21 protein-coding genes are annotated in these 21322 nt (G+C 68.8%); 8 read left to right on the top strand and 13 right to left on the bottom strand.

Annotated elements, in window-relative coordinates; translation table 11 throughout:
• Nucleotides 1-93: 93 nt before the first annotated feature.
• From G369_RS0124190 to apbC, 3 genes are all read right to left on the bottom strand, one after another.
• Entirely contained in the window at nucleotides 94-1791 is a 1698-nt protein-coding gene (locus G369_RS0124190; protein WP_019656630.1) for an OFA family MFS transporter, read from the bottom strand.
• Between the two features lie 154 nt (nucleotides 1792-1945).
• Entirely contained in the window at nucleotides 1946-2890 is a 945-nt protein-coding gene (locus G369_RS0124185) for a LysR family transcriptional regulator (RefSeq protein ID WP_019656629.1), read from the bottom strand.
• 16 nt (nucleotides 2891-2906) lie between these two features.
• Nucleotides 2907-3998 carry an iron-sulfur cluster carrier protein ApbC gene (gene apbC / locus G369_RS0124180; RefSeq protein ID WP_019656628.1) on the bottom strand — a complete coding sequence of 364 codons (1092 nt, stop codon included), beginning with the start codon at nucleotides 3996-3998 and terminating at the stop codon, nucleotides 2907-2909.
• Nucleotides 3999-4083: 85 nt separating this feature from the next.
• On the opposite strand from apbC, the gene G369_RS0124175 reads away from it, so the two are divergent.
• Nucleotides 4084-5280: a patatin-like phospholipase family protein gene (locus G369_RS0124175; RefSeq protein ID WP_019656627.1), complete on the top strand. Its 1197-nt coding sequence runs from the start codon at nucleotides 4084-4086 to the stop codon at nucleotides 5278-5280.
• 56 nt (nucleotides 5281-5336) lie between these two features.
• On the opposite strand, the gene G369_RS0124170 is transcribed toward G369_RS0124175, so the two are convergent.
• From G369_RS0124170 to G369_RS0124140, 7 genes are all read right to left on the bottom strand, one after another.
• Nucleotides 5337-5837 (bottom strand): hypothetical protein, encoded by a 501-nt coding sequence (locus G369_RS0124170; RefSeq protein ID WP_019656626.1) that lies wholly within the window; start codon nucleotides 5835-5837, stop codon nucleotides 5337-5339.
• A 138-nt stretch (nucleotides 5838-5975) separates the two neighbouring features.
• The gene (locus tag G369_RS36240; RefSeq protein WP_038115644.1) at nucleotides 5976-6335 is read right to left on the bottom strand and encodes a hypothetical protein; all 360 of its coding nucleotides are present in this window, start codon (nucleotides 6333-6335) and stop codon (nucleotides 5976-5978) included.
• Nucleotides 6332-6583, bottom strand: coding sequence for a hypothetical protein (locus G369_RS0124160; protein ID WP_019656624.1), 252 nt, complete (start codon nucleotides 6581-6583; stop codon nucleotides 6332-6334). The genes G369_RS36240 and G369_RS0124160 overlap by 4 nt, the downstream gene beginning before the upstream one ends.
• A 40-nt stretch (nucleotides 6584-6623) precedes the next feature.
• Nucleotides 6624-7313, bottom strand: a complete 690-nt coding sequence (locus G369_RS0124155; protein WP_019656623.1) for a YceH family protein — start codon at nucleotides 7311-7313, stop codon at nucleotides 6624-6626.
• Between the two features lie 34 nt (nucleotides 7314-7347).
• Nucleotides 7348-8379: an isocitrate/isopropylmalate dehydrogenase family protein gene (locus G369_RS0124150; RefSeq protein ID WP_019656622.1), complete on the bottom strand. Its 1032-nt coding sequence runs from the start codon at nucleotides 8377-8379 to the stop codon at nucleotides 7348-7350.
• Between the two features lie 177 nt (nucleotides 8380-8556).
• Nucleotides 8557-9228, bottom strand: coding sequence for a hypothetical protein (locus tag G369_RS36235; RefSeq protein ID WP_019656621.1), 672 nt, complete (start codon nucleotides 9226-9228; stop codon nucleotides 8557-8559).
• Between the two features lie 60 nt (nucleotides 9229-9288).
• Nucleotides 9289-9930 (bottom strand): LbetaH domain-containing protein, encoded by a 642-nt coding sequence (locus tag G369_RS0124140; RefSeq protein WP_019656620.1) that lies wholly within the window; start codon nucleotides 9928-9930, stop codon nucleotides 9289-9291.
• A 92-nt stretch (nucleotides 9931-10022) separates the two neighbouring features.
• On the opposite strand from G369_RS0124140, the gene metG reads away from it, so the two are divergent.
• Together metG and G369_RS0124130 are read left to right on the top strand one after the other, a co-directional pair.
• The gene (gene metG / locus G369_RS0124135; protein ID WP_019656619.1) at nucleotides 10023-12125 is read left to right on the top strand and encodes a methionine--tRNA ligase; all 2103 of its coding nucleotides are present in this window, start codon (nucleotides 10023-10025) and stop codon (nucleotides 12123-12125) included.
• Nucleotides 12126-12150: 25 nt separating this feature from the next.
• Entirely contained in the window at nucleotides 12151-12372 is a 222-nt protein-coding gene (locus tag G369_RS0124130) for a hypothetical protein (RefSeq protein WP_019656618.1), read from the top strand.
• A gap of 22 nt (nucleotides 12373-12394) precedes the next feature.
• On the opposite strand, the gene G369_RS0124125 is transcribed toward G369_RS0124130, so the two are convergent.
• Complete coding sequence (locus tag G369_RS0124125; protein WP_019656617.1) at nucleotides 12395-14107, bottom strand: enoyl-CoA hydratase-related protein; 1713 nt, start codon at nucleotides 14105-14107, stop codon at nucleotides 12395-12397.
• Between the two features lie 112 nt (nucleotides 14108-14219).
• Complete coding sequence (locus tag G369_RS0124120; RefSeq protein ID WP_207902251.1) at nucleotides 14220-14681, bottom strand: Lrp/AsnC family transcriptional regulator; 462 nt, start codon at nucleotides 14679-14681, stop codon at nucleotides 14220-14222.
• Nucleotides 14682-14783: 102 nt separating this feature from the next.
• Here G369_RS0124120 and G369_RS0124115 point away from each other — a divergent pair, with 102 nt between their 5' ends.
• Nucleotides 14784-17054, top strand: a complete 2271-nt coding sequence (locus G369_RS0124115) for an aminotransferase class V-fold PLP-dependent enzyme (protein WP_019656615.1) — start codon at nucleotides 14784-14786, stop codon at nucleotides 17052-17054.
• Between the two features lie 32 nt (nucleotides 17055-17086).
• On the opposite strand, the gene G369_RS0124110 is transcribed toward G369_RS0124115, so the two are convergent.
• Nucleotides 17087-17563: a hypothetical protein gene (locus tag G369_RS0124110; protein ID WP_019656614.1), complete on the bottom strand. Its 477-nt coding sequence runs from the start codon at nucleotides 17561-17563 to the stop codon at nucleotides 17087-17089.
• A gap of 70 nt (nucleotides 17564-17633) precedes the next feature.
• On the opposite strand from G369_RS0124110, the gene G369_RS0124105 reads away from it, so the two are divergent.
• The 4 genes from G369_RS0124105 to panB all read left to right on the top strand — a co-directional run bounded on the left by G369_RS0124105 (nucleotide 17634) and on the right by panB (nucleotide 21322).
• Nucleotides 17634-17840 (top strand): DUF3460 family protein, encoded by a 207-nt coding sequence (locus G369_RS0124105; protein ID WP_019656613.1) that lies wholly within the window; start codon nucleotides 17634-17636, stop codon nucleotides 17838-17840.
• A 79-nt stretch (nucleotides 17841-17919) separates the two neighbouring features.
• A complete protein-coding gene (locus tag G369_RS0124100) occupies nucleotides 17920-18756 on the top strand; it encodes a segregation and condensation protein A (RefSeq protein WP_019656612.1) in 837 nt (278 codons plus the stop codon).
• An 8-nt stretch (nucleotides 18757-18764) separates the two neighbouring features.
• Nucleotides 18765-20351, top strand: coding sequence for an L-aspartate oxidase (gene nadB, locus G369_RS0124095; protein ID WP_019656611.1), 1587 nt, complete (start codon nucleotides 18765-18767; stop codon nucleotides 20349-20351).
• Nucleotides 20352-20419: 68 nt separating this feature from the next.
• A complete protein-coding gene (gene panB, locus G369_RS0124090; protein WP_019656610.1) occupies nucleotides 20420-21322 on the top strand; it encodes a 3-methyl-2-oxobutanoate hydroxymethyltransferase in 903 nt (300 codons plus the stop codon).

Genomic DNA, 21322 nt, shown 5'->3' with positions numbered 1-21322 from the left:
CCAAGCGTAAACCAATGCTGGGCGCCATTGTCCGCCTGCAGCGGCTTGCAGCCGGGGCGCACCGCTGGCGCCGCCGCCTGCCGCCGCCGGCCGTCAGTTGAAGAACTTGGCGGCGCTCACCAGCGTCTTGTAGACGCCCCAGGCCAGCGGAATGCCCACCGCCAGCCAGGCCAGCGCAACGACCGCCGGGCTCACCGTGTCGGCGCGGCCCGATCCGCTGCCCACTTCGGCGGCCGAGGCCTTCTCGTGCGCCAGCTTCTTCTCAACGGCCAGCTCCTCGTCGCTCATGAAGTGCTTGTCGGCCACCGGGCGCACCAGCAGGTTCGCGATGAAGCCGATCACCAGCATGCCCACGAGGATGTACATGGTCTGGTTGTAGACCTGCTCGCGCGGCAGGCCCAGGCCCAGCTGGTACTCGCGCATGTAGTTCACCACCACCGGACCGAGGATGCCGGCCGTGGCCCATGCCGTCAGCAGGCGGCCATGGATGGCGCCCACGAACTGCGTGCCGAACAGGTCGGCCAGATAGGCCGGCACGGTGGCGAAGCCGCCGCCGTACATCGACACGATCACGCAGCACGCGCCCACGAAGAGCAGCTTGCTGCCCGCGCCGGCCGAAGAAGGAATGCTCGCGTACAGGATGCCGCCGAGCACGAAGAACACCGTGTAGGTGAGCTTGCGGCCCAGCTTGTCCGACATGCTCGCCCACACGAAGCGCCCGCCGATGTTGAAGAGCGACAGCAGCGCGGTGAAGCCGCCTGCCACCGCCGCGATGGCTGCGAGCTGGGTCTTGTCGAGCTCGCCGTACCTGGCCGGCAGGTCGATCAGCGCGCCACCGAACACTTCCTGCAGCATGGGCGAGGCCATGCCGATCACGCCGATGCCCGCGCTCACGTTCATGCACAGCACCAGCCACACGAGCCAGAACTGCGGAATGCCCCAGACCTTCTTCACGTGCACGTGGCGCTGCGTGATCATGGCGTTGCTCGTCTGCGCCGGCGGTGGCGTCCAGCCTTCGGGCTTCCAGCCCGATGGCGGCACGCGGTAGCCCAGCGCGCCGGCCATCATGAAGACGAAGTAGCCGATGGCCATGACCACGAAGGTCTGCATCACGCCCACGTCGGTGGCGGTGGAGAAACGCTTCATCAGATCGACCGCCAGCGGGGAGCCGATCATCGCGCCGCCGCCGAAGCCCATGATGGCCATGCCGGTGGCCATGCCGCGGCGGTCCGGGAACCACTTGATCAGCGTGCTCACCGGCGAGATGTAGCCCAGTCCCAGTCCGATGCCGCCGATCACGCCCGAGCCGAGGATCATCAGCCAGAACTGGTGCAGGTGGATGCCCAGTGCCGACAGCAGCATGCCGCCGCACCAGCACAGCGCCGACACCACGCCGGCCTTGCGCGGGCCCGCGCGTTCGAGCCAGCCGCCCCACAGGGCCGCCGAGCAGCCGAGGAAGACGAAGAACAGGGTGTACATCCAGCCGAGGGTGGCCACGCGCCAGTCGCAGGTGGTGGCGAAGAGCTCGGCGAAGAAGCTCATGTCCTTGGCGCAGGCCTGGGCGCCGGTGCCGGCGGTGCCCAGCGCCTTCGACAACGGCAGCCAGAACACCGAGAAGCCGTAGGCCATGCCGATGCACAGGTGGATGGCCAGTGCGGCCGGTGGAACGAGCCAGCGGTTGAAGCCGGGGCCCGCGATGATGCGTTCTTTTTCGAGGAAGCCGGGTTGCGTCTGCGCCCCTCCTCCGACCACGCGTTCTCCATCGAGAACGCCTGCAGATGAACCTGCCATATTTCTCCTTGTTCGCCGGATGTGTAAGTTTTTGCTAATCCGGGGCGCGGAGTGTCTGCGAACGGTTTGAGCGCCGTCAAATTCGATCAGGGCATGGCCTGATTCAATAACTAAATGAGAAGGGCCCTGGCTGGCCCTCGGGGCCCTGCCGCGATCAATCGCCCAGCGAGCCCTCGTGCGCCTGCAGATGCGCTTGCCACTCGGTCGCCTGCATGAACGCCAGCGCAGCTTCGAGGGCCCGCGAGGCACGAACGCCGTCCTGCGTCATGAAGCCGATGGGCGTGCGCACGTCCGGCCCCACCAGCGGCAGCGCCTCCAATTCGCGGTGGGTGCGCACGGCATCCACCATGCCGCCGGGCAGCACGCTGCAGACCTTGCCCGCGCTCACTGCGAGTGCGAGTGCGAGCACCGAGTTGGTCTCGATGGCCGGATTTACCGGAGCGCCCGCCTCGCGCAGCGCCTGGTCGACGATGGCGCGGTTGTGCATGTCGGAGGTCAGCAGGCACAGCGGCAGCTTGCCCGCTTCGGCCCACGACATCGGCTGGCCGATGCGCAGCTGGTCGGACGAAGGCTTCTTCGCGCGGCGCAGCAGGAAGTAGTGCTCCACGCTCTGCGGCCACGCGGCGAGCTTGATGCCCGGAAGATGCATGCGCTCGGTGTAGCCCAGCGCGAGGTCGATGGAGAGGTTCTCCAGGCCCGTCTCCAGGTCCTGCGAGCTCATCGAGAGCACGGCCGGCACGATGCCCGGGTGCCGCTCCTGCAGCATCGCCGCAAAGCGCGAGAGCATCGGGATCGCGGTGGGCACGGCCGCCATGCGCAGGCTGCCGTGCGGGTTGTCCGCGTCGCTGCGCAGCTCCTGCAGCAGCACCTCGTTGTCGCGCAGCATGCGCTGCGCCGTGGCCAGCACACGCTCTCCCTCGTGCGTGAGGCCCACGTACACGCGGGCCCGCTTGACGATGACGACGCCGAACTCGGTCTCCAGCGCGCGCAGCGCATTCGACAGCGCCGGCTGCGTGATGTGGCAGGCCTGGGCCGCGCGGCCGAAGTGCTTGTGCTCGTTCAGCGCCACCAGGTAGCGCATCGAGGCGAGCAGGTTCATCGGGAAAGGCCGTTCTTCAGGTGTTCTTGCTGATCGAGATCGTCGGGAACTTCGCGGAGAAGTCCTTTGCCTTCTCGGCGATGCCCACCGCCACGCGGCGTGCGACCGCCTTGTAGATGCCGGCGGCCTCGCTGTCAGGGGAGGACACCACGGTGGGCGCGCCGCTGTCGGCCTGCAGGCGGATGTTGATGTCCAGCGGCAGCGCGCCCAGGTAGTCCATCTGGTATTCGGCCGCCATCTTCTTGCCGCCATCGGCGCCGAAGATGTGCTCGGCATGGCCGCAGTTCGAGCACACGTGCACAGCCATGTTCTCGACGATGCCAAGGATCGGCACGCCGACCTTCTCGAACATCTTGATGCCCTTCTTCGCGTCGAGCAGCGCGATGTCCTGCGGCGTGGTGACGATCACCGCGCCCGTCATCGGCACGCGCTGGCTCAGCGTGAGCTGGATGTCGCCGGTGCCCGGGGGCATGTCGACGACGAGGTAGTCGAGGTCCTTCCAGTTGGTCTGGCGCAGCAGCTGCTCCAGCGCCTGCGTGGCCATGGGGCCGCGCCAGATCATGGCCTGGTCCTGGTCGACCAGGAAGCCGATCGACATGACCTGCACGCCGTGGCGCTCCATGGGCTCCATGGTCTTGCCGTCGGCGCTGTCGGGGCGGCCTTCGATGCCCATCATCATGGGCTGGCTGGGGCCGTAGATGTCGGCGTCGAGCAGGCCGACGGTGGCGCCTTCTGATGCCAGCGCCAGCGCCAGGTTGGCGGCGGTGGTGCTCTTGCCCACGCCGCCCTTGCCCGAGGCCACCGCGATGATGTTCCTGACGTTGGGCATCAGCTGCACGCCGCGCTGCACGGCATGGCTGATGACCTTGGTGACGATGTTCACCGACACGTTCTCCACGCCCGGCAGCGCCTTGGCGGCTGCCACCAGCTCCCTGCGGATGGCCGCGTGCTGGCTCTTGGCCGGGTAGCCGAGTTCGAGGTCGAACGAGACGTCGCCCTCCGAGACCTGGAGGTTCTTGAGCGAGCGGGTCGCCACGAAAGGCTTGCCGGTGTTAGGGTCCTGGACGGCCTTGAGCGCCTCCATGAGCCCTTCTGGGGTGAGTGCCATTGATCAAACTCCTGAATGGCCGGTAGTCTAAGGCGCTCGCCAAGCCGGCACCCCGAGCCCTTCCAATAGCCCGACAACGAACAAAATGCCCGACACCAGCCCCGTCACCGGCCTTCTGCTCACCGGGGGCGGCGCCCGGGCCGCCTACCAGGTCGGCGTGCTGGAAGCCATCGCCGCGATCCGCCGAGCGGCCGGCACGGCAATCACCGGCACCGCCAACCCCTTCCAGGTCATCACCGGCACCTCGGCCGGTGCCATCAACGCGGCGGCGCTGGCTTGCGGCTGCGACGACTTCGACTACGTGGTCGGCCACATCGCCGACGTCTGGAGCCGGTTTCGCGCCGAGCAGGTGTACCGCGCCGATTCGCTCTCGGTGATCGGCAGCGGCACGCGCTGGCGCATGCTGCTGGGCTTCGGGCGCTTCGCGGCCAACTGGATGCGCATCAAGCCGAAGTCGCTGCTCGACAACACGCCGCTTTCCGAACTGCTGCAGCGCATGGTGCTGCTCGAGCGCCTGCCGCAGCTCATGCAGGAAGGCCACCTGCAGGCCCTGGCCGTGACCGCGTCGAGCTACAGCTCGGGCGAGCACGTCACCTTCTTCGAGGCGGCGGTTCCCATGGAGCCATGGGTGCGTTCGCAGCGCCTGTCGGTGCGCGACCGCATCACGCATGCGCACCTGCTGGCTTCGTCGGCCATTCCCTTCGTATTCCCGGCCACGGCCCTGCCGATGCAGGGCCATACCGAGTACTTCGGCGACGGCTCGATGCGGCAGTCGGCGCCGATCGCGGCGGCCATCCACCTCGGCGCGCAGCGCATCGTGGTGATCGGCGCGGGCCGCATGCACGAGCCTCGCGACGCCACCGCGCCCAACACCCACAGCGGCTATCCGACCATGGCGCAGATCGCAGGCCATGCGCTGTCAAGCATCTTCCTCGACGCGCTGGCGGTGGACATCGAACGCCTGCGCCGCATCAACCACACGCTCGGGCTCATTCCAGAGGAGGCGCGCGCGGCGAGCACGCTGCGCCCGCTCGACCTGCTGGTGATCTCCCCCTCGGAGCGCCTCGACGTGATCGCGGCGCGCCACGTGGACGCCCTGCCCGGCGCGGTGCGGCATCTGCTGGGCGGTTCGAAGGTCGCCGCCGACGTGAAGGGCGGCGCGCTCGCGAGCTACCTGCTGTTCGAATCGGGCTATACGCGCGAGCTGATGGCGCTGGGGCGCGCCGACACGATGAAGCAGCGCGACGAGGTGCTGCGCTTCTTCGGCTGGAACGCGGCGTAGCGGCAGGTGCGACGCCCGGCGCTTGCGCACGCCGGTCGCGATGGACCCGCCGAAGATCAGTCTGGACATGCCGATGTCCGGGAGCCGGGCTCTGCCCCCGCGGACGGCACCGGCATCATCGAGCGCAACAGCAGAGCCACCGCGCAGACGATCGGCGCCAGCGCGAGCGGGCGCCCGGGCTCGAAGGCCAGCCCTGCCGCCACGCCGACGGCGCAGCCGATCCTGATCCAGGGTGCGACAGCCTCCCAGCCGCGCCGATGCGTGAAGGCAAAGCCGACGAGCGCTATCCAGCCGTAGAGGCCGCCCAGAACGGAGAAGACCCAGCTCAGCAGGTAGTAGACGGTATCGAGGTCACGGAAGATGATCGCCGTGCCCAGGCTCTGCCAGGTGTGGCGCCAGCCGTCGAAGAGGAAGAAGCCGGTGGCCGAAGCAGCCCACCAGAAGAAGGCATACAGGCTCGCAATGCCGGCCAGCGCGGCGAGCCATGCGAGCGCACGGCGCGTGATGTCGTCGAAGGGCGTGTGGTCGCGCCAGGCGATGGTGTGTCCGTTGTCCATTCGGGGCTCCAGTGGTTTTCGCAATGGAGGCCGAAGTTAGGCACCGGATGGGCGGGCTGCGTGAAGCCCGTGTGAAATGAGGTGAGCAGAGGATGCTGTTGCGCGAACGCTGCCTTGCCATCTCTCCCGACGTCAGTGCTAACGGAAAAGCGCGATGAACGCGCAGGCGCCGGCAACGAACCAGCCAGCCCTTGCCGCATTGCCCGCGCTTTCCCGGGAGATCGGATACAGCTTCGCGCGCCTCCAGGCCAGCACGTTGAAGGCCACCACGAGCACCACCCCGCTCGCGAACAGAAGCCCCGAATGCAGCACCAGCGCGCCGATCAACGAGCCCATGAAGATCACGATACCGGCTATCCAGATGCCGCTGTTGGTGCTTGCCAGCACATGCGAAAGACCGCCGCAGACCGAGCATTCGGCCGGGGTCGCACGGCCGGACCAGCGCTTGGCGAGACTTTTGATGCCGGGAGCCTTGCAGTGCGGGCAGACGTGTTTCACGCGTGGAGCAGCGCGATGGCGAGGCCGACGACGATGACGATGACGACCATGGCCAGAAGTATTTGGAAGTGGGCGATGAAGAACATCACCGCTTCGGGCACGTAGCTGGAAAACAACCGAAGGCGATCCGCCACGCGATTGCCTCGCGGAAGCACTGCGGCGATCAACAGAGGCACCACGGTGAACACGAGACCCAGCGCGACCAATAGCGCCGCGGCCTTGAGCAGAAAGGGCAGCGGGATCTTCATCGACGCAAGACGTCAGCCGAATGGTGAATGCACTGGACGGTCACCCCGCCTCCGAAATCCCCAGCTCCGCGCACACCCGCCCCAGCAGCGCCTTCAGCGACGCCACCTCGGCCTCGAGACGCGCCACGTTGGCCTTGAGCGCCGCGACCTCGCCCAGCGACACGTCGTGCGCCGCCTGGGCAGCATCCGGCGCCGCGCCGGCGCCTCGCATGCTTTCCTCGGGCGGCGGACCGCTCAGCAGATGCGCCCAGCGGCTCTCGCGCGCGCCGGGCAGGCGCGGCAGCTTCACCACCAGCGCGCCGGCCGGGCGCTCGGCGAGTTCGTCGAGGAAGCCCTCGACCGAGGAGATGTCGGCGAAGTTGTGCATGCGGTCGCAGGCGATGCGCAGTTCGCCTGCGGTCTGCGGGCCGCGCAGCATCAGCACGGTGAGCAGGATCACCGACTGCGACGGAATGCGCAGCACGCGGTCGATGTTGTGCTCGTAGCGGAAGGCGCGCCCGCCGCTGGTCTCGGCCACGAGGCTGTAGCCGCGCAGGCTGTCGATGGCGGCCTGCACCTGCGACTCGGTGAGTTCGAGCACCGGGTTGCGGCTGGTCTTCTGGTTGCAGCCCGACACCAGCGAGTTGAGCGTGAGCGGATAGCTGTCGGGCACGGTGCGCTGCTTTTCGGCGAGCACGCCGAGCACGCGGGTTTCGACCAGGGAAAGGACTGGAAGTGCTGTCGATGACATGGAAGCTCGGAAAGAACAACGAGGACGGCGCGGCTCAGGCGCCCTTGATGCGGCTGACCAGCGCCTTGGTGAACGCCTCGGTGCCCGCCGTGCCGCCCAGGTCGCCGGTGCGCACCTTGTCGATGTTCAGGGTCTCGTCGATGGCGGTGCGCAGGCGCGTGGCCAGTTCGGGCAGCTTCACGTGGTCGAGCATCAGCGCGGCGGCCAGCAGCAAGGCGGTCGGGTTGGCGATGCCCTTGCCGGCGATGTCGGGCGCGGAGCCGTGCACGGCCTCGAAGATCGCCGCGTCGGTGCCGATGTTGGCGCCGGGCGCCATGCCCAGGCCGCCGACCAGGCCGGCCACCAGGTCGGACAGGATGTCGCCGAACAGGTTGGTGGTGACCAGCATGTCGAACTGCCAGGGGTTGAGCACCAGCTTCATCGCGCAGGCATCGATGATGACCGTGTCGAGCTCGAACCTGCCCTTGTACTTCTTCTCGTAGAGGTCCAGCCCGGTCTCCAGGAAGATGCCCGTGAGCGCCTTCATGATGTTGGCCTTGTGCACCAGCGTGACCTTTTTGCGGCCGGTGGCGATGGCGGTCTCGAAGGCGTACTCGAGCAGCCGGCGGCTGCCCTGGCGGGTGTTGATGCCGGTGGCCATGGCCACGGCATGCGGGTCGCCGTCGATGGGCACGTAGTGCTCGTGGCCGATGTAGAGGCCCTCGAGGTTCTCGCGCACCACCACCAGGTCGATCTTGTCGAAGCGGCCGCCCGGGATGATGGTGCGCGCGGGTCGCAGGTTCGCATACAGCTGGAATTCCTCGCGCAGCCGCACGTTCGACGAGCGGTAGCCACCGCCCGAGGGCGTCTCCAGCGGCCCCTTCAGGGCCAGCCGGGTCTTGCGGATGCTGTCGAGCGTGGCCTGCGGCAGCGGATCGCCCGAAGCCTTGACGCCGCCCAGGCCGGCGATCTGCGTGTCCCAGGCGAAGGGCGCCTTCAATGCGTCGAGCGCGGCCAGCGTGGCTTCGACGATCTCGGGGCCGATGCCGTCGCCGGGGATCAGGGTTGCGGGAATGGGAGTGGTCATGGTTGGGCGCTCAGGTCGATTGCAGGAATGCTTGCGGAAACCGCCGCCCGGCCACGTGCACATCGCTTGCCATCGGATGCGGCACGCCCGCCGGGCGATCTCCGGCGGGAATCATCCCACGGCGGGGCGCCGCGGCGTAACCAAGGCCTTATTCCCGGTCGGCCTCCCGCCGGCGGCTCAACGCTCTTCCAGGCCGTCGAGTTCGTAGCTGAAGAGCGGCTCGCCCTTGGAGGTCTTCACCTGCATCTTGATGACGCCGTACTCCGGCGCATACCAGGAGTCGACCGAGTTGTCCGACCCGCGCGAGCTCAGGTGGCAGACGTTCTCGAAGGTCCGGGGGTTGTAGTTCGGCTTCAGCTCCAGGTTCTCGAAGCCGACGAAGACATGCTCGGACTGGTACCTCCTGCCGAAGTCGAAGGCCTCGCTGGCCTCCTTCGTCGTCCTGGTGCCCTTGCCCGTCAGCTTGAAGGTGCCGCCCGGCCTGGCATCGGCCGGGACCTCGGGGAACGGCGCGGCGAAGATTTCCTTGATGACGACCTTGCTGGCGTCGCCGCCCAGGCCCGCGATGCCGTACTGCTCTGAACCCAGCCGCTGGCGGCCGGTCTCGTCGAAGTACTTCACGCTCTTGACGCCCTCGTCGATGCTCACCACGCCGATCGCGGCCTTGCCCGCGAACTGGCCCTTGACGATCCGGACCTTCGAGCGGTCGCTCAGCGTGTAGGCCACGCCGGGCTTGAGCCTGAAGCAATCGGCGAAAGACGGTGCTGCGGCCAAGGCGCTGCCGCTTGCTGCGGCAGCGAATGCCGCGCCCACGATCGCCTTGAAAACGAATGACTTGCTGCTGTGCATGGGTTCCTCCCTGTTTTTGGAGGGCGGATGATGCCACGCACGCCGGGCGGGTTCGTCTGCTCAGCGCGCGGCGTCCGGCGCCTCCTGGTCGAGCAGCGAAGCGCGACCGACCACGGTGGCGGGGCGCAGCAGCGCCCCGGGCGCGATCACCGCATTGGCCCCGATGCGCGCCCCATCCCCGATCAGCGCACCGAACTTCTCGCAGCCCGTGCCCTGCAGCGCTCCGCCCTCGCCGCTGCGAGCGAGGATCTGCTTGTCCGCCCGCTCGTTGCGGTGGTTGCAGACGATGCTGCCGGCTTCCAGGTTCACGCCCGCGCCCACCACCGAGTCGCCGACGAAGTTGAAGTGCGCGAGCGCGGTGCCGGCGAAGACGAAGGACGACTTCAGCTCCACGCCAGGCCCGATGCTGCAGCGGGCGTCGATCCAGTTGCCGCCGCGCAGGTAGGCGCCCGCCGCCACGAAGCAGCCCGCGCCGAGGATCAGCGGCCCCTTGAGCACCGCGCCCGGCTCGACCCGGGCGTCGCGGTGGATGGCGATCTCGCCCTCGATGGCGTAGTCGCCGGCGGGCAGCCCGGCCAGCAGCCGCCGCACGATCTCGGGGGCGCGCGGCGGCAGTTCCCAGGGCAGCGAGGCGCGCCATGGCGCCAGGGGCGAGCCGGCGAATCCGGCGATGTAGTCGACGAGGTCGATGGCGTGGGGCATGGGGTCGATGCTGCCACCGAAGGCACCCGGAAGCCGCGCGACCTAAAATGCCCGGTTCCCCCCGTCAGCCACTCCCGAAAGCGCCCTCCCCGATGTCCGCCCCGCGCAAGCTCTTCGTCACCACCGCCCTGCCGTACGCCAACGGCAAGTTCCACATCGGCCACATGATGGAGTACATCCAGGCCGACATCTGGGTGCGGAACCAGCGAATGAACGGTGCCGACGTCAACTTCGTGTGCGCCGACGACGCCCACGGCGCGGCCATCACCATCGCGGCCGACAAGGCCGGCGTGACGCCGCAGGCCTTCGTGGCGGAGATCGCGGCGGGCCGCAAGCCCTACCTCGACGGCTACTACATCTCCTTCGACAACTGGCACTCGACCGACGCGCCCGAGAACCACCAGCTCGCCCAGGACATCTACCGCGACCTGCGCGCCAACGGCCTCATCAGCACCAAGAGCGTCGAGCAGTTCTACGACCCTGAAAAGGGCATGTTCCTGGCCGACCGCTTCATCAAGGGCGAGTGCCCCAACTGCCATTCGAAGGACCAGTACGGCGACAACTGCGAGGTGTGCGGCGCCGTGTACGCGCCCACCGAGCTGATCAATCCCTACTCGGCCCTCTCGGGCGCCAAGCCAGAGCTGCGCAGCTCCGAGCACTTCTTCTTCAAGCTGTCGGACCCGCGCTGCGAGGCCTACCTGAAGGAATGGACCGCCGCCCCCGGCCACGTGCAGCCCGAGGTGCAGAACAAGATCCGCGAGTGGCTCTACAAGGACGACGAGGGCAAGGGCGGCCTCGGCGACTGGGACATCAGCCGCGACGCGCCCTACTTCGGCATCGAGATCCCCGATGCGCCGGGCAAGTACTTCTACGTGTGGCTCGACGCCCCCGTGGGCTACCTGGCCTCGCTGAAGAACCTGCTGGACAAGCGCTGCATCGAGCTGGGCGGCGACGGCATCTCGTACACCGAGTACATGGCCGACCCCGACCTGGAGCAGGTGCATTTCATCGGCAAGGACATCATCACCTTCCACACGCTGTTCTGGCCCGCGATGCTGCACTTCAGCGGCCGCAAGGCGCCCGACGCGGTGTACGTGCACGGCCACCTCACGGTGAGCGGCGAGAAGATGAGCAAGAGCCGCGGCACCGGCATCGACCCGCTCAAGTATCTGTCGATCGGGCTCGATCCCGAATGGCTGCGCTACTACATCGCCGCCAAGCTCAACGGCCGAAATGAAGACATCGACTTCAACCCCGAGGACTTCGTCGCTCGCGTCAACAGCGACCTCGTGGGCAAGTACATCAACATCGCCAGCCGCGCCGCGGGCTTCATCGGCAAGCGCTTCGGCGGCAAGCTGGGCGAGGTCTCGGCCGACGGCGATGCGCTGCTGTTCACGCTGCGCGACGCGTCGGCGCAGCTGCATTCGCTCTACGACGGCCGCGACTACGCACGCGCGCTGCGCGAGGTGATGGCGCTGGCCGACAAGGTCAATGAATACGTCGACCAGAACAAGCCCTGGGAGCTGGCCAAGAAGGAAGGCGCCGAGGCGCGCCTGCACGACGTGTGCACCGTGTGCATCGAGGCCTTCCGCCTGCTCACGCTGTACCTGAAGCCGGTGCTGCCGGCGCTGGCCGTGAACGTCGAGGCCTTCCTGAAGATCCAGCCGCTGTCGTGGGCCGACGCCGCGCAGCCGCTGCCCGTGGGCCACGCCATCGGCGAGTACAAGCACCTGATGCAGCGCGCCGACGCCAAGCTGGTGGACAAGCTCTTCGACGCGCCCGAGCCCGCCGCCGCAGCAGCCCCTGCCGCGGCACAGGAGGCCGCGGAGCTGCCGGGCGGCGAGGCCATCGCGCCCACGATCACCATCGACGACTTCGCGAAGATCGACCTGCGCATCGCGAAGATCGTGGCCTGCGAGAAGGTCGAGGGCTCCACCAAGCTGCTGCGCCTGACGCTGGACGCGGGTGAAGGCAAGACCCGCAACGTGTTCAGCGGCATCGCCTCGGCCTACCAGCCCGAGCAGCTGGTGGGCAAGCTCACGGTGCTGGTCGCCAACCTCGCGCCGCGGAAGATGAAGTTCGGCGTGAGCGAAGGCATGGTGCTGGCCGCCAGCCACGGGGACGAGAAGGCACACCCGGGCATCCACGTGCTCGAACCCTGGCCGGGTGCGACGCCGGGCATGCGGGTCCGCTGAGCGGATTCGGGAAAAAGGAACCGCCATGACCGCACTGCTGCGCCGACCACTGCTGCGCCGCCTCCTCCTGCTTGCGTCGCTACCGGCCCTGCTGGGCGGCTGCGCGGTGGTGACGGTGGCCAGCACGGCGGTGAGCGTCGGCGCCGGCGCGGTCGGGCTCGCGGCGGATGCGGCCATCGGCACCGCGCGCATCACGGGCAAGGCCGTGGGCGCGGCGGCCGATGCGGTGATTCCCGACAGCCAGTGAGCCGGCAAGGCTCTCGGTAGATTCAGTCCGCCAGGCCCAGCCGGGCAATGTGCGGCGGCGTGTTCGACGCCTTCTCCTTTCGCACGAACGCCGACCTGAGCCCTGCATGCGGCTCGCGCGCGTCGAAGAAGTTGCGGCGCATGTGGACCAGCTCCTCGTCGCGGTAGCGCTGCAGCGGCTTGATCGACTCGTCCTGCCCGCGCATCGCCTTCTTCCGCGCGACGCGATCGGCCAGCTCCGGCGATGCGGCCAGCTCCGCCGCCAGCCGGGCCACTTCGACCCCCAGCTCCTCGGGTGCGGCCTGCAGGACGCGCTCCGCCATGCCGAGCTCGACGGCGCGCGTGGCGCTCACCGGCAGCGCCGACTGCGTGAGACGCAGCGCCTCGCTCTCGCCCACGCGGCGCGGGAGGATGTAGGTCCAGTATTCCGAGCCGTGCAGCCCCATCAGCCGGTAGTGCGGGTTGAGCACGGCGCCGTCGCGGCACCAGACCTCGTCGGCCGCCAGCGCGAGCATCACGCCGCCGGCAGCGGCGTTGCCGCCGAGCGCCGACACGGTGAGCCGGTCGGTGGTGGTGAGCACCGCCTCGACGAGATCGTTCATCGCATGGATGTTGGCCCACGACTCCTCCGACGGATCTTCGGCCGCCTCGATCACGTTGAGATGGATGCCGTTGGAGAAGAAGTCGCGCATGCCGCCCAGCACCAGCACCGAGGTCGTCCGGGTGCAGGCAAAGCGATACGCCTCCAGCAACCGCCGGCACTGCGCGGTGCTCATCGCGCCACCCGGGAAGCTGAAGTTCAGAACGCCGACCGCCCCCTGCTCCACGTAGCGGATGTCGAACCAGGTGCGGCGCCCCGCCGGCAGCTGCAGCGGCGCCGGCACCTCGGGCACCTCGAAGGGCAGCAGATCGCCGAGCGCCTCGACGGCCGGCAGCTTGTAGCTCGGCAGGCGCGAGCCGGTCTCGCGCCAGGGCCGCAGCTGCAGGATCCACACCGCCCCGTCGACGGTGGCGCGGCAGATGGCGCCGGCGCGGGTGGCGATCAGCTCGCCGGGCCGGCCGCGCAGTTCGTCCTCGGGATGGCCGCCGTGCAGGTACCAGCGCGCGCCCTGCAGTTCGTCGAGCACGCCGGGCTGCGAATCGGCCGCGCGAAGCTTGCGCAGTACCGTCTCGGTGGTGTCGCAGGCCCAGTCGATGCGCCGCTGCTCCTGCTTCATGAAGGGCCGCCAGCCGGCGGCGAGCGCCTCGGCCTCCTGCTTCTGCGGCTTGTGCCTGCCCGAGGCGAAGCGCTCGACGGCGAGCAGCACCGCGTCGAGTGCCGCGTCGGCCACCTCGCCGCGGTAGAGATCGCTCTTGCCGGCCAGCGGCGGCAGCCTCAGCGGCGACCACGCCCAGACATCGCCCGCGTCCATCTCGGCCACGGCCTCGAGCACGGTCACGCCCCAGCTCTCGGCGCCGCCCTGCAGCGTCCAGTCCAGCGACGACGGCCCCCGGTCGCCCGGCGGGCCGGGATGCACGATCAGGCAGGTGTGGGCGCGCCAGATGTCCTCGGGGATCGCGGTGGTCAGCATCGGCGCCAGGATGAGCTGCGGCGCATGCACGCGCACTGCCTCGCGCAGCGCGCCGTCGTTGCCGAGGGCCAGCGTCACGCCGACGGTGTGCCCGCGGTCCTGCAGTTCGGCCAGAACCCGTTGCGTCAGGCTGTTGAACGCGCTCGCGACAAGCAGGATGTGCATCGACGGCCCCGGTAATGTCGGTGACGAAATGTCAACGAATGTCAAAAATGTATCTGCAAGCCTCCTTCCGGATAAGTTGACTGAAAGTTCGCACCCGGGCCCGGCAACACACTCACTCGACGTACGAGAGCGGCAGCGCGGTGGTGAACTTGATCTCCTCCATCGCGAAGCTGGAGCTCACGTCCGACAGGTCGGTGTCGGCGGTCAGGCGCTTGTAGACCTTGTCGTAGGCGGCGATGTCGGGCACGACCACGCGCAGCAGGTAGTCGATGTCGCCGCTCATCCGGTAGAACTCGACCACCTCGGGAATCACGTCGACCACCGCCTTGAAGTGGTCGAACCACGCCTGCGAATGCGTGCGGGTGCGCACGGCGACGAAGACGGTGACGCCGACGTTCACCTTCTGCGGGTCGACCAGCGTCACGCTGCGGGTGATCACGCCGGCCTCCTTCAGGCGCTGGATGCGCCGCCAGCATGGCGTCTGCGAAAGGCCGACCCGTGCGGCCAGTTCTGCGACCTGCCATTCGGCGCTCTGCTGCAGCAGTTCGAGGATCTTTCGATCCATGGAATCTATTTTTATCTTCTTCATATTTTTGAGAACAGGATTCTCAAATACTGAAGATATGGAGCCTGGAACGCAAGCCTTTTCCTGCCGATGGTTTGCAGAATCGTCGTCATGGAAATCTATCTGGACGCCAACGCCACCACCCCCGTTCTGCCCCAGGCACGCGCCGCAGCGCTCGCCGCCATGGCCGGCGACTTCGGCAACCCGAGCAGCATCCACACCACCGGCCTGAAGGCCCGGGCGCTGATGGACGCCGTGCGCGCCCGCGCCCGCCGGGCAATCGGCGCGCCCTCGGGGCAGCTGCTGTTCCTCAGCGGTGCGACCGAAGGCATCCAGACCGCCGTGCTCTCGGCCCTGAGCGCGCTGCGCGCCCGACGCCAGGCCGGCGATGCGGCCGCCGAGCTGCTGCTGTACGGCGCGACGGAGCACAAGGCCGTGCCCGAGGCGCTCAGGCACTGGAACACGCTGCTGGGCCTGGACCTGCAGGTGCTGGCCATTCCCGTGGGCCTCGACGGCCGCCACGACCTGGGCTGGCTGCGCGCGCACGCGCCGCGCGCCGGCATGGTCTGCACGATGGCCGCCAACAACGAGACCGGGGTGGTGAGCGACCTCGACGGCATCGCCGCTGCGCTGGCGAACAGCCCGGCGCTGTGGATGGTCGACAGCGTCCAGGCCCTCGGCAAGCTGCCGCTGTGGCTGGGCGAACGGCCCATCGACTACGCCCCCTTCTCCGGCCACAAGCTCTACGCGCCCAAGGGCATCGGCATGCTGTACGTGCGCCAGGGCGCTCCCTTCACGCCGCTGATGGCCGGCGGCGGCCAGGAAGACTCGCTGCGCTCGGGCACCGAGAACATGTCGGGCATCGCGGCGCTGGGCGCCGTGCTGGAGGCGCTCGAAGAGGGCCGGACCTTCCAGGACCACTGCACGCTCGCTTCCTATCGCGACCGCCTCGCCGCCGCGTTGCAGGACGCGTTTCCGGGGCTGGTGTTCAACGCACCGCCCGAGCTGGCCCTGCCGACCACCCTGAACTTCTCGGTGCCCGGACTGAGCTCGAAGCTGCTGCTGGACCTGTTCGATGCCGCCGACGTGCGCATGAGCGGTGGCTCGGCCTGCGGCGCGTCGAAGGCCCGGCCGAGCTACGTGCTGGAAGCCATGGGACTGCCGGCGTGGCGCACCGCCTCGGCGGTGCGGCTTTCCTTCGGCCCGGCCGCGGACGACGCCTTCATCGACGAGGCCTGCGCCCGCATCGCGGCATGCGGCGAATCGCTGCGCGAGAGCTGCCTGGGCACCGCGCCGCAGAGCCACGCGCTGCCGCCCGACCGGCTGACCCGCTTCGTGGTAGACGGCGCCTGCTGCTACCTGCTGGCCGACGCCGCCAGCCGCCGCTGCGTGGTGGTCGATCCGCTGCCCGAACTCACCGGCCAGCTCACGCAATGGCTCGGCTGCCACCGCTACACGCTGGCCGCCGTGCTCGACACGCACAGCCACGGCGACCATGCCTCGTCGCGGCCCGAGCTGCTCGCCGCAGTGCCCCCATCGCAACGCGAGGCCGGCCCCGTGGACGCGCTCGGATGGCCGCAGGGCGCGCAGCAGATCGAGCTCGGCAGCCAGCGGCTCACGCGGCTGGCGCTGCCCGGCCACACCGCCGACTCCACCGCCTACCTGCTGCACGACGCCGGCGGCCTGCGCCTGGCCTTCGTCGGCGACACCGTGATGCCCGGCGCGCTCGGCCGCAGCGACTTCGCACAGAGCGAGCCGCTGGCCTACGGCCCCTCGCTGCTGAAGCTGCAGCAGGCGCTGCGGCCCGATACGCTGATGCTGCCGGGCCACGACTACGACGACCGCTTCGCCGCCACGCTGGACACCGAATGCGCGGCCCAGCCGCTGCTCAGGCAGCTTCTCTGCGGCGCCCTCGATGCGGCCGGCTTCGCAAGCGCCAAGGAAACGCTGGAGCGCGGCCTGGCGCTCACGGCGTACCAGACCATGGCCTGCGGCGCCCGTGTCGACACCTGCACCGCAGGCCCCGCCGTCGACCTGAAGCCCGAGGCCCTGGCTGCCCTGCAGCAGGCGCACCCCGGCCTGGTGGTGGTCGACGTGCGCGAGCCCTACGAGCGGCGCGTCGGCCACGCTCCGGTGCTGGATGCGGCGGCCCAAACGCAGGCGGTGCCGCTGTCGAGGCTGCCCGATGCCCTGCCAGGCTGGCTCGCGCTGCCCGAGGAGACGCCGGTGGTGTTCTTCTGTCGCAGCGGCAACCGCAGCGCGCAGGCCGCCAGGGCGCTGCGCAGGCTGGGACATTCACAGGCCTGGAGCCTGTCGGGCGGGCTCGCGCTGTGGCCGCGGGAACCGTCGGCCGAAGACCTCCTGCACGCGCAGGCGGCCTGATCCTCGATGGCGAGGCGCGATCGGACGGGTCGCTAGGGCGCCTCGGTGCCCCTGTCGGGCGAGGAGCCGCTGCGCACCACGCGCTGGTCGTCGTCGAGCGTGGCGGTGAAGACCATCGGCGAATTCGGCGGCTGCACCCAGCGCCATTCCCATTCGGTCTCGCGCCGCAGCGCGTAGGGCGTGACCTTCGCGGGCTTGCCCAGCATCTTGCGCAGGTCTTCCATCATCATGCCGGGGTGCACCTTCGCGAAGTTCTCGGGCGTGAGCACCTGGCGCAGGGCGCTCATCTTTCCGTCGGTGCCGATGGTGATCATGTAGTTCTTCTGGCCCGCGGGCTGGCGGTTGTACTCGAACACGCGGGCGCCGCCCGCGCCGTCCCAGATGTTCTCGGGCTGGCCGAAACGGGCCCGCACGTCGGCCTCGGTGGAGACGCCTTCCTCCAGCTCGCTGATGTTCTTCGAGTCGCACGCGGCGAGCCCGATTGCTGCCGCCAGGCACCCGATTGCCATGCCGATCCGCCATCCTCGAATTTGCTTCATGCCGTCCCCGGTAAAATTCGCGCCAACAAAGGTCCAGTCTATGTCCATCTTCCGCCGCCCCCACTACACCTCCGAGATCACTAACTTCATCGAGGAGATGAAGGAAAAGAAGCCGACGCTGGAGGCCGAACAGCGCGCCGGCCGCGCCCTGCTGTGGGACAAGCACCTCGACCGCAGCCTGCTGCAGGAGTACAGCGAAGCCCGCGTGCCCCAGCAGCCCTACGTTTACCAGACCCGCACCAAGTAACCTATCAGCCGATGCCGAATTGGCAGCAAATCCCCGTCCGCATTGCGTCGGCCGCTATTGAAACGGTAGCGCCGGCACGATGAACAGCGACGAGGACAACGGCACCCTGGTGGTCGACATGCCCGAGGTGGTCGACCAGGTCGCGCTCGCGAGGCTCTACGGAGAGCCGCTCTTCGCGATGCCGAAGGACCTGTACATCCCGCCCGAGGCGCTGCAGGTGTTCCTGGAGGCCTTCGAGGGCCCCCTCGACCTGCTGCTCTACCTGATCCGCAAGCAGAACTTCAACATCCTCGACATCCCGATGGCGGGGCTCACGCGGCAGTACCTGAGCTACGTCGACGAGATCCGCCAGAGCAACCTCGAGCTCGCGGCCGAGTACCTGCTGATGGCCGCGATGCTGATCGAGATCAAGTCGCGCATGCTGCTGCCGCCCAAGAAGGTGGCCGACGGCGAAGAGGCCGAAGACCCGCGCGCCGAACTCGTGCGCCGCCTGCTCGAGTACGAGCAGACCAAGCTGCAGGCCGCCGCCATCAGCGCCATGCCGCAGTACGGGCGCGACTTCTGGAAGGCGCAGGTCTACATCGAGCAGTCGCTGAAGCCGCGCTTTCCCGACGTGGACGTGATCGAGCTTCGCGACGCGTGGGCCGACATCATGAAGCGCGCCAAGCTCGTGCAGCACCACAAGATCTCGCGCGAGGAGCTCAACGTGCGCGAGCACATGAGCATCGTGCTGCGCCACCTGCAGGGGCAGCGCTTCGTGGAGTTCGAGAAGCTCTTCGACGTGTCGCGCGGCGTGCCGGTGCTGATCGTCACCTTCATCGCGATGCTGGAGCTCGCGAAGGAGACGCTGATCGAGATCACGCAGGCGGAAGCCTTCGCTCCCATCTACGTCCGGCTGGCGTACTCACCTTCCTGATCCATCCCGTGCGCGACTTCGACGTCCTCATCGTCGGCAGCGGACTGGCCGGCCTCTCCGCCGCGCTGCACCTGGCGCCCACGCACCGCGTGGCAGTGCTGACCAAGCGCGCGCTGAACGACGGCTCCAGCGCCTGGGCGCAGGGCGGCATCGCGGCGGTGCTGGCCTCGGGCGACAGCTTCGATGCGCACGTCGAAGACACGCTGATTGCCGGCGCCGGCCTGTGCGACCCCGAGGCCACGCGCTTCGTGGTGGAGCACGCGCCCGAGGCCATCGGCTGGCTGCGCGAACTGGGCGTGCCTTTCTCCGAAGAGTCCGAGGAGGCTGGCGGCGGCCTGCACCTGACGCGCGAAGGCGGCCACAGCCAGCGGCGCATCGTGCACGTGACCGACGCCACCGGCGCGGCGGTGCAGCAGGTGCTGATCGAGCGTGTGCGGCGCACGCCGAACATCTCGCTCTTCGAGCACCACACGCTGGTCGACCTCATCACCGGGCCGAAGGTCGGGCTCGACGACCCCGCCTGCCTAGGCCTCTACGCGCTCGACGACCAGACCGACGAGGTGCTTGCCTTCCGCGCGCCGCACACCATCCTGGCCACGGGCGGCGCGGGCAAGGTGTACCTCTACACGACCAATCCCGACACCGCCACCGGCGACGGCATCGCCGCCGCGTGGCGCGCGGGCTGCCGGGTGTCGAACATGGAGTTCATCCAGTTCCATCCGACCTGCCTGTACCACCCGCACGCGAAGTCCTTCCTCATCAGCGAGGCGGTGCGCGGCGAAGGCGGCCTGCTGAAGTTGCCCGATGGAACGCGCTTCATGCCGAAGCACGACGAGCGCGCCGAGCTCGCGCCGCGCGACGTGGTGGCCCGCGCCATCGACTTCGAGATGAAGAAGCACGGCCTGGACTGCGTCTACCTCGACATCTCGCACCAGCCGGCCGCGTTCCTCAAGGAACACTTCCCCAATATCCTGGCGCGCTGCCTGGAACTGGGCATCGACATCACGCGCGAGCCGATTCCGGTGGTGCCGGCCGCGCACTACACCTGCGGCGGCGTGCTCAGCGACCTGAGCGGGCGCACCGACATCCCGGGCCTCTACGCCATCGGCGAGACCGCCTGCACCGGCCTGCACGGAGCGAACCGGCTGGCCAGCAACTCGCTGGTCGAATGCATGGTGTTCGCGCGCGCCGCGGCCGGGGCCATCGCCTCGGCGCCCGCGCGCGAGCTCGCCGAACTGCCCGCCTGGGACGACAGCCGCGTCACCGACGCCGACGAAGCCGTGGTGATCTCCCACAACTGGGACGAGCTGCGCCGCTTCATGTGGGACTACGTCGGCATCGTGCGCACCAACAAGCGCCTGGAGCGCGCGAGCCATCGCATCGCGCTGCTGCAGGCCGAGATCCAGGAGTTCTACGCGAACTTCCACGTCACACGCGACCTGCTCGAGCTGCGCAACCTGGTGCAGGTGGCCGAGCTGATCGTGCGTTCCGCGCAGGCCCGCCACGAAAGCCGCGGCCTGCATTTCAGCCGCGACTACCCCTCGCTCGCCGAGCCCACCGCACCCACGGTGCTGGTGCCTCCGGCAGACCGATAACCCTCACCGTTCGTTTTTCTTCACTCAAGGATGCCCGGCCACCGACGCCCGCAGGGAGAAACCCAACCATGTCGCACACCACGCCCACCACCGCCGCCACTGAAGCACCGCCGGCCTCGCCCTACGGCACGCTGCCGCCGGCTTCCCCGCCCGCGTCGCGCAAGCCCGTGAGCCTGCCGCGCCTGGCCGACATGCATGCGCGCGGCGAGAAGATCGCAATGCTGACGGCCTACGACGCCACCTTCGCCGCCATGGCCGACGCGGCCGGCGTCGACTGCCTGCTGGTCGGCGATTCGCTCGGCATGGTCTGCCAGGGCCTGAACAGCACGGTGGGCGTGAGCCTGGAGGCCATGCGCTATCACACCGACGGCGTCTCGCGCGGCCTGCGCCGCGTGCAGGGCACGGCCTGGCTCATCGCCGACCTGCCCTTCGGCAGCTACCAGGAGTCGCGCGAACAGGCGCTGCGCAGCGCCACCGTGCTGATGCAGGCCGGCGCGCACATGGTCAAGCTCGAAGGCGGCGGCTGGACCGCCGACACGGTGCGCTTCCTGGTCGAGCGCGGCATTCCGGTGTGCGCCCACCTCGGCCTCACGCCACAGACGGTGCACGCGCTCGGCGGCTACCGCGTGCAGGGCAAGGGCGACACGGCCGGCGCGCTGCTGAAGGAGCAGGCCCACGAGCTGCAGGACGCGGGCGCCGCGATGCTGGTGCTCGAGATGGTGCCGGCCGCGCTGGCCGCCGAGCTCACCGGCGAGTTGAAGCACTGCGCCACCATCGGCATCGGTGCGGGCAAGGCCACCGCCGGACAGGTGCTCGTGCTGCACGACATGCTGGGCATCAACCTCGGGAAGATGCCGAAGTTCGTGCGCAACTTCATGGCCGACGCGCCGGGCGTGCTGCCCGCGCTCAAGGCCTACGTGCAGGCCGTCAAGGACGGCAGCTTCCCCGACGACCGCCTCCACGCCTGGTAG

The organism is Variovorax atrisoli 110B, assembly GCF_000382045.1.
Taxonomy (GTDB): domain Bacteria; phylum Pseudomonadota; class Gammaproteobacteria; order Burkholderiales; family Burkholderiaceae_C; genus Variovorax; species Variovorax atrisoli.
The sequence above is the reverse complement of the archived record's forward strand: the minus strand, read 5'-3'. Positions and strand labels throughout refer to the sequence as shown.

What these genes read in the sequence shown, in the direction of transcription:
- G369_RS0124190 (WP_019656630.1), bottom strand. Translation starts at nt 1,791, where the DNA reads ATGGCAGGTTCATCTGCAGGCGTTCTCGATGGAGAACGCGTGGTCGGA.
- G369_RS0124185 (WP_019656629.1), bottom strand. Translation starts at nt 2,890, where the DNA reads ATGAACCTGCTCGCCTCGATGCGCTACCTGGTGGCGCTGAACGAGCAC.
- apbC (WP_019656628.1), bottom strand. Translation starts at nt 3,998, where the DNA reads ATGGCACTCACCCCAGAAGGGCTCATGGAGGCGCTCAAGGCCGTCCAG.
- G369_RS0124175 (WP_019656627.1), top strand. Translation starts at nt 4,084, where the DNA reads ATGCCCGACACCAGCCCCGTCACCGGCCTTCTGCTCACCGGGGGCGGC.
- G369_RS0124170 (WP_019656626.1), bottom strand. Translation starts at nt 5,837, where the DNA reads ATGGACAACGGACACACCATCGCCTGGCGCGACCACACGCCCTTCGAC.
- G369_RS0124160 (WP_019656624.1), bottom strand. Translation starts at nt 6,583, where the DNA reads ATGAAGATCCCGCTGCCCTTTCTGCTCAAGGCCGCGGCGCTATTGGTC.
- G369_RS0124155 (WP_019656623.1), bottom strand. Translation starts at nt 7,313, where the DNA reads ATGTCATCGACAGCACTTCCAGTCCTTTCCCTGGTCGAAACCCGCGTG.
- G369_RS0124150 (WP_019656622.1), bottom strand. Translation starts at nt 8,379, where the DNA reads ATGACCACTCCCATTCCCGCAACCCTGATCCCCGGCGACGGCATCGGC.
- G369_RS36235 (WP_019656621.1), bottom strand. Translation starts at nt 9,228, where the DNA reads ATGCACAGCAGCAAGTCATTCGTTTTCAAGGCGATCGTGGGCGCGGCA.
- G369_RS0124140 (WP_019656620.1), bottom strand. Translation starts at nt 9,930, where the DNA reads ATGCCCCACGCCATCGACCTCGTCGACTACATCGCCGGATTCGCCGGC.
- metG (WP_019656619.1), top strand. Translation starts at nt 10,023, where the DNA reads ATGTCCGCCCCGCGCAAGCTCTTCGTCACCACCGCCCTGCCGTACGCC.
- G369_RS0124130 (WP_019656618.1), top strand. Translation starts at nt 12,151, where the DNA reads ATGACCGCACTGCTGCGCCGACCACTGCTGCGCCGCCTCCTCCTGCTT.
- G369_RS0124125 (WP_019656617.1), bottom strand. Translation starts at nt 14,107, where the DNA reads ATGCACATCCTGCTTGTCGCGAGCGCGTTCAACAGCCTGACGCAACGG.
- G369_RS0124115 (WP_019656615.1), top strand. Translation starts at nt 14,784, where the DNA reads ATGGAAATCTATCTGGACGCCAACGCCACCACCCCCGTTCTGCCCCAG.
- G369_RS0124110 (WP_019656614.1), bottom strand. Translation starts at nt 17,563, where the DNA reads ATGGCAATCGGGTGCCTGGCGGCAGCAATCGGGCTCGCCGCGTGCGAC.
- G369_RS0124105 (WP_019656613.1), top strand. Translation starts at nt 17,634, where the DNA reads ATGTCCATCTTCCGCCGCCCCCACTACACCTCCGAGATCACTAACTTC.
- G369_RS0124100 (WP_019656612.1), top strand. Translation starts at nt 17,920, where the DNA reads ATGAACAGCGACGAGGACAACGGCACCCTGGTGGTCGACATGCCCGAG.
- panB (WP_019656610.1), top strand. Translation starts at nt 20,420, where the DNA reads ATGTCGCACACCACGCCCACCACCGCCGCCACTGAAGCACCGCCGGCC.